This window comes from Bacillus cereus group sp. BfR-BA-01381, assembly GCF_022663555.1.
Lineage (GTDB): Bacteria > Bacillota > Bacilli > Bacillales > Bacillaceae_G > Bacillus_A > Bacillus_A pacificus.
In genome coordinates, this window is the sequence record NZ_JAKUFR010000163.1 from 1 (window position 1) to 5,046 (window position 5,046).

The following is a 5,046-nucleotide window of genomic DNA, read 5'->3' on the forward strand; positions in this document are numbered from 1 at the left end:
ATAAAAAAGAGATTCTCATAGAGAATCTTCATTTCAACGAAAAATATATAATCAAAACTCTAAAATTCTTACAGTGTTACGCCTGGCATAGCTTGTTTAGACATGCTAGAGAAATCATACTTCAATCCACTTACTTTGTAATAATCTAGTATTTCTACATTCAATTTACTGTCTGGTAACCAAAATTTATCTTCGTGCTCATAGAAAACATAATTCTCACCTGGACCTAAAGAACTTCTAAATATAACACCATCATAACCGAGGAATTTTATATATTCTGTTAGGTATTGAGACGGTATATAATCTAGTTCTGAAGTATCTGGACTCACCGGCTTAGACAGAGCTTTGTCAAGATTTGAGAGTACATTCAATACCGTTAACTCCTCATAAATATTATTTACTGAAAATGGTGATTGTAAAATTTTGTCCATTCTATCCGTTACTTTAGACAAATCTACTAATTTTAATGGTTCCTTAGGTTTTACCGATGCTATAGTTACTATAGCTGATTTCCATGGTCTTACTTCCGCTATTGCAGTCTCTTTATCTATCGCACTATAAAGTACCCTTATACCAACAGGATTTGCCCTTCCACCCGATAAAATTTTATCTTCTGGTGGCGCTTCTAATTCCGTGTTTTTTAGGTATTCTCCAATTCTCGCTCTGTAAAACTCGTGTTTTTCATCTACTGTTGTAGAAATACTTTTGAAAAGTATTTCTAAATAACGAAGTAAATCATCGTGTTTTCGTGGGGAAGAACTATCTTGTGGAAAGAAACGGTTTTTGTGTCTTAAACTATCTGTAAGATCACCCCAAAAATCGCCAAATATAAAATGATCACCTACATCTTGTACCGTAAGAAACATAGTATTTGCTGAAATTTTATCATATGTTTCAACATCTTTATTAGCATTTAAAATATCGTATAATAGGTTTTCATCTGTTATATCACTAAAAATATCCCATTGTTCACGAAGTAAGTTCCACAAGTTTTCGCCCGTACCATACACCTCTTCAAAAGTAGCCTCACCATCATGATGATAATAGTATTTTTCTGGATCGTGTTTTACAAAGTATGTAAATAATTTATTAAACATATCTAATAAATCACTTACTTTTGCGACTGACACGCCTTTTGATCCACAATATTTACATTCATTATCTACAACACGTTTACTTTTTATGAGTTCTATCACATATTCATCATTAAAACACTTCTCACAACAATACAATTCAATCACCCTTTTAAATAAGATTATCTAAGCCATAGTTTAATAACTAGTTCTATACTCATTCTACCAGAATTTCCACCAAGGCTTTTGCTTTGCTGCCGCTGTCTCTAGTAGCACTCGTTTCTCTTCCTGTATCTCACGTATAGCACTCATAAGCTGCTGATCTCTTCTTTCTAGTCTCTCATCAATATATCGTTGCTGCTCATCCATTTTTTTGGCCATTTGCTTTAGCAATTCATTCTGCTGCTGAATCATTTCTTTTAACTCGTTATATCGCTCGTCATGTTGCTCAGTTTCCGTTATAACATCCGTATCAACCTCTGACATATCTTTTTCTTTAACCCAGGTCATTATTGCGTTACAGGCCTGTTTTAACGTCATATCAGGATGTGATTTGATCTCGATTAACTTCCTTAGCGTTATAACATCGTTATCCATAAATCCACGGTGCCCATGCTCATTCTTGTGGAAGTGATAACCTTGTTCCTCGAGCATGATACAATATTTTCTCAAAGTAGACTCCTGGATTTTGAGCATCGTCGCTACGTCTTTGCTAATATACACGGCTTGAGAGCTGCCTGTTTTATCTGTCATAGCATCATCACCTCGTGTTATAACATTCGTTATGGTGGAAGAGAAACCCTTGTCTTCGTCGAAATGTTACAGTATTCCCTAAAAATTAATATTTAGTTTGTTGTTTAACTTACAGTACGTGAAATTTTATAATGGGGATCGAAATAATCATAGATAGAATTAGAAGGGTGATGCAAAATGAAAAAGGAAAAAATAATTGATGTTAGACATGCATATTCCACAGAAGTTTTAGAGATTAACAATAAATTAAAACAATTAGAAAACGGAAGAATTCTAGAAATATCACGTGCTAATATGGATGGTAGTTTAGCTCATAATATTCAATCTTTAAGAGAAATGCTCAATGACTTATTTAGTAAAATTGAGTATGGGAAAGATTCTATCGATGATGAAATAGCAACTTTGTTCGAAACAAAAGATTCTAAATGATTTATAACAATAAATTCAAAAAAGACTCATGTATTAATGCATGAGTCTTTTTTTCTTATTCGAAAATATGAACATAAAACATATCTTGTTCTTCTTTAAATTCAATATTTGCTTGGGTTTTACCATTATCAATTGTACTAACTTCATGCTTTATATAATCAACATTAAGTTTCTCTAAAACATATTCCGCAAACTTATCTTTATGATTACCTACATTTTCCGCATTCAATTTCCTTGAAACTGCTGCCGTTATTAAATCAGCGATTTGAATAGTAACGTATGTTTGCGATGGCAGACCATCCATAGACTCTAAACGAAGATTATCCTCGTAATTAATTTTAAACCGTTCTTCTAAAAGTTGTCTGGTTTCTGCTAAATGAAGTTTATCTGAACCATCATCTCTATCTTTGTAATAACAAATGCTTCTTGGCAATGATAATCTACTACTTTTCACCTCATGCTCAATACCAAGGTGCGCCAACTGATAATATAATGAATAGATTGATTCCTCTAGTGATTTATATTCAATTTGACTTTTCTTGACGGCAACAGCTTTAAAACTAACCATATCCGAGTATTCCATCACCTTGTCAAAGAAAGTTTTGTATATATCTAAATGATTCTTCTTCATTTCTGTAAAGTGGAACTCTTTTGGAAAATGCGTTTTATTTTCTTTAGCTTTCTCTCTATTTTCAGCTAACCATTTACGGATATTCTCTTGCACTTCTTGGTGCCTTTGCAAATCAACAAACCAAACACTACCAATAATTAGATACGCTTCTTTTCCTGTTTTCCCACTTTCATCTGCATAAACAAATATAAATGGATCCTTTTGTGGTTTAACTGCGACTGCTTTCTCTTTATGTTTGCCTGCTAATTTTCCGCGAAATTCTTCTACAGCAGGGTTTGCGCGAAATAATCCATACTCATTTTGAATTTTAGAACGTGCACGTGTAAGAGAAGTTAACTTTGTATACTTTTTCAATTCTTCTGGAGTGATATGGTTTCCGTATTTATAACCTTCATAGGCTTCCCAATAACGAAATTGAAGTTCTTGATCACTATTACGTGCTTCTATATGTTTATTTAAGACTGCTGCAACTCTGGTGTACAATTTGTCGTATGGATTAGCTAACATATTTTTAAGTAATCTGTCTCTTCCTCTTTGACGCTTTTTCGCCTTCTCTTCCTCTAGGTTAACTACTTTTAATTCTGGTACTGGTGATGCGGGTAGGTTTTCATCTTCTGCTGCCAATGTATTTCCTCCTCTGCAATTATATATATATCTATTATACTATATAGTTGTCAGTGAGTTTCCATATCCTAATTCAAAACCGTGATACTTTGCTAAAGCATCACTAGCCCCTGCATATTGTAAAATAGCAGGAATATCTTTTTTAGATTGATAGTAAATAGTCTTTGCTCTTTCCGACTTTAAATCAGTTTGTAACTTCTTAGGTTTAATATTTAAATCTTGCTGTAATACTCTACATACATTTTGCAATATATCTACAGAACCATGAATCCTTAAACGTGGACGTATTAGAATACCATTTTTAGTTTTTTCTCTCATAATCCCTACATCATGGCGCATTAATATATATGTCTTCACAAAAATAGATTCATTAAATTCTCCAATCGGGAATAGCCTTTCCTGCTGCAGTCTTGGAGTCCATCCCATTTTTTTAGCTTCTTGTAAAAAGGGATGGGAGCTATTTAAGTGACACTCCCATTCAATAAATCCTTTATCTTTTCTAAAATAAGACCGAGGTTCCGACGCTCCAACGATTAAATTAGAAAACCTAGATACAACATGCATTGATTTGTGGGATAATTCAAATCTATTATCTCCTGCGTGTATGTGGCCGAATCTCCAAATCATACCTAAGGCTTCTGAAAATCCATCTGTTTGTTTGAACTGTCGAAACCATTCTTGGTCAGTAACCATTCGATTTCCCTCCCATTATTTGCGCATAAATTACTAGATAATATTAATCGCGTTTAAAATTCTTTTTTATTTCATCTAATCGTTTTCTATCTTCTTCATCTTTACGTAATTTAGCTATATCTTGAAGAGTTATACTATAAACAGACGATATTTCTTCATCAGTTTTATTGTTATTAATTGCTTTTATAATTGAAGTAAGAATCACTTCTCTAAAATTAGGTGATAAATCATCCCAATTTCTTAATTCTGGTTTTTCTGGTGTATGAGAGTATTCATCATTTTTTTCTTGTTCTTCTTTTTCTCGATCTTCTTTAACCCATTCCGGAACCATTTCTTTACGTACAGATTTATTTTTAGGAGCATAGCTACCTTTAGTTTTATTTTGTTTCTTCTTGTCACGATGTTTTTCTTCATACTTTTGAATATCTTCTAATGTCTCACAATTAGCAGCATTCCAATTAGTAATAGTTTTTTTAATGTATGCAATGGGTTTATCTGGTTCACCATCAATAGCACGTTTAATAGATTCGAATACTAGTAATGTATTTTCTTCTTCGCACATTCTTGTTAATTCAATTTTTGCATACTTAGTTGTTTTGAAATATTTATTATAAAAATCAATAATAAGATCAGGGATACTCCTACCTACATACTTACTAAAGTAAGTAAAATCGTTCTGTATAGTAAATACTTTTGTATTCTCTAAAGATTCTTTAGTCACGTGACTAAAGTTATTTAAGTCACCATTTTTTGTAGAATCCCCATTTTCCTGGTGACTAAAGTTATTTAAGTCACCAACTGCCGATTGAGGTTCACTGTCCTTTTGTTGATCATTTTCAGCTT

6 protein-coding genes are annotated in these 5,046 nt (G+C 32.7%); 1 reads left to right on the forward strand and 5 read right to left on the reverse strand.

Going from position 1 to position 5,046, the window contains the following annotated elements:
* Window positions 1-68 precede the first annotated feature (68 nt).
* Both MR079_RS27570 and MR079_RS27575 read right to left on the reverse strand, forming a co-directional pair.
* Complete coding sequence (locus tag MR079_RS27570) at window positions 69-1,232, reverse strand: RES family NAD+ phosphorylase (RefSeq protein ID WP_242295012.1); 1,164 nt, start codon at window positions 1,230-1,232, stop codon at window positions 69-71.
* 63 nt (window positions 1,233-1,295) lie between these two features.
* Window positions 1,296-1,727: a DUF3967 domain-containing protein gene (locus MR079_RS27575; RefSeq protein ID WP_242295013.1), complete on the reverse strand. Its 432-nt coding sequence runs from the start codon at window positions 1,725-1,727 to the stop codon at window positions 1,296-1,298.
* A 276-nt stretch (window positions 1,728-2,003) separates the two neighbouring features.
* Here MR079_RS27575 and MR079_RS27580 point away from each other — a divergent pair, with 276 nt between their 5' ends.
* Window positions 2,004-2,255 carry a hypothetical protein gene (locus MR079_RS27580; protein WP_242295014.1) on the forward strand — a complete coding sequence of 84 codons (252 nt, stop codon included), beginning with the start codon at window positions 2,004-2,006 and terminating at the stop codon, window positions 2,253-2,255.
* A gap of 55 nt (window positions 2,256-2,310) precedes the next feature.
* On the opposite strand, the gene MR079_RS27585 is transcribed toward MR079_RS27580, so the two are convergent.
* The 3 genes from MR079_RS27585 to MR079_RS27595 all read right to left on the reverse strand — a co-directional run.
* Window positions 2,311-3,510: a DUF3800 domain-containing protein gene (locus tag MR079_RS27585; protein WP_242295015.1), complete on the reverse strand. Its 1,200-nt coding sequence runs from the start codon at window positions 3,508-3,510 to the stop codon at window positions 2,311-2,313.
* Between the two features lie 39 nt (window positions 3,511-3,549).
* Window positions 3,550-4,203, reverse strand: a complete 654-nt coding sequence (locus MR079_RS27590; RefSeq protein ID WP_242295016.1) for a hypothetical protein — start codon at window positions 4,201-4,203, stop codon at window positions 3,550-3,552.
* A 43-nt stretch (window positions 4,204-4,246) separates the two neighbouring features.
* Window positions 4,247-5,046, reverse strand: an 800-nt coding sequence (locus MR079_RS27595; RefSeq protein ID WP_242295017.1) for a DnaD domain protein, incomplete at its 5' end; no start/stop codon positions are given.

Bases quoted from the DNA above. Each gene is read 5' to 3' on its own strand.
- MR079_RS27580 (WP_242295014.1), top strand. From the start codon at position 2,004: ATGAAAAAGGAAAAAATAATTGATGTTAGACATGCATATTCCACAGAA.
- MR079_RS27575 (WP_242295013.1), bottom strand. From the start codon at position 1,727: ATGCTCGAGGAACAAGGTTATCACTTCCACAAGAATGAGCATGGGCAC.
- MR079_RS27590 (WP_242295016.1), bottom strand. From the start codon at position 4,203: ATGGTTACTGACCAAGAATGGTTTCGACAGTTCAAACAAACAGATGGA.